This window comes from Mesorhizobium sp. M7A.F.Ca.CA.001.08.2.1 (genome assembly GCF_003998455.1).
Taxonomy (GTDB): Bacteria; Pseudomonadota; Alphaproteobacteria; order Rhizobiales; family Rhizobiaceae; genus Mesorhizobium; species Mesorhizobium ciceri.
Map to the genome: position 1 here is coordinate 1 of NZ_RZPW01001249.1, position 971 is coordinate 971.

Genomic DNA, 971 nt, shown 5'->3' on the forward strand with positions numbered 1-971 from the left:
GCTGACGGCGGACCTCCCCGTCGGCCAAAAACTCTATTTCCCGGTCGTGCAGGAATGCGACGGTGCAGCCGATCGCTGGATCGAGATTCCAGCGGCAGGGCAAGATGAAGACGCACTGGAAAGCCCGGCACCCGGCATCAAGCTGCTGCCGAAGAAATGATCTCCCAGGCGGCGCGCTCTTTCGAGTGCGCCGCTCTTTTTCGTGGCGGTGACATGAGCACGACCTCCCTCCTGCAAACGGCTTGCATGACCGGCAAACGCACCGGCCGGCTTGCCGTCGGCCTGTTGGCTGTGATCGTGTTTCTTGCCAGCCTTGCCGTGTCAGATCAGGCCTTTGCCCATGCCGCGCTGATCAAGACCGACCCGGCCGACGGCGCGGTGCTGGCACAGGGACCGGCGCAGTTCTCGCTGACCTTCAGCGAGCCGGTCTCGCCTCTGGTGCTGACGCTGGTGAAGCCCGACGGCAAGCCGGTTCCACTGACCGCCTTTCGTCTCAGCGACCAGACCGTCGAGATCGACAATCCGCAGCCGCTCAAGTCGGGCACGCATGTCTTGAGCTGGCGCGTCATCTCCGCAGACGGTCATCCCGTCGGCGGATCGCTGCTGTTTTCCATCGGAGCGCCCAGCGAACCGCCGGCCGTATCCGAAGCCGTCGACTGGCCGTTGCGGTCGGCTATCTGGGCGAGCAAAATCTTTCTCTACGTCGGCCTCTTCCTCGGCGTTGGCGGCGCCTTCGCGCTTGCCTGGTTGGCCGGAAGTGCCCGTGCCGGGCAGCGCTTCGTTGCAGCTGCAATCCTGAGCGGGCTGGTCGCGTCGTCCCTGTCGCTCGGATTGCAGGGGCTTGATGCACTCGGGGCGCCGCTCTCCCATCTGGCACAATCGGTCATCTGGCGGACCGGGCTCGGCACCAGCTTCGGCTGGACGGTGCTGGTCGCGCTGATCGCGCTGGGGCTTGGCCTGCTGTCGCTGGC

At 65.6% G+C, this 971-nt stretch carries 2 protein-coding genes; both read left to right on the forward strand.

Translation table 11 applies throughout. The annotated features are described in order from the left end of the window. Positions 1 to 160, forward strand: a 160-nt coding sequence (locus tag EN914_RS36580; RefSeq protein WP_127389745.1) for a DUF1775 domain-containing protein, incomplete at its 5' end; no start/stop codon positions are given. Between the two features lie 53 nt (positions 161 to 213). Next, on the forward strand, positions 214 to 971 hold a 758-nt coding region (locus EN914_RS36585), incomplete at its 3' end, for a copper resistance protein CopC (RefSeq protein ID WP_206527339.1).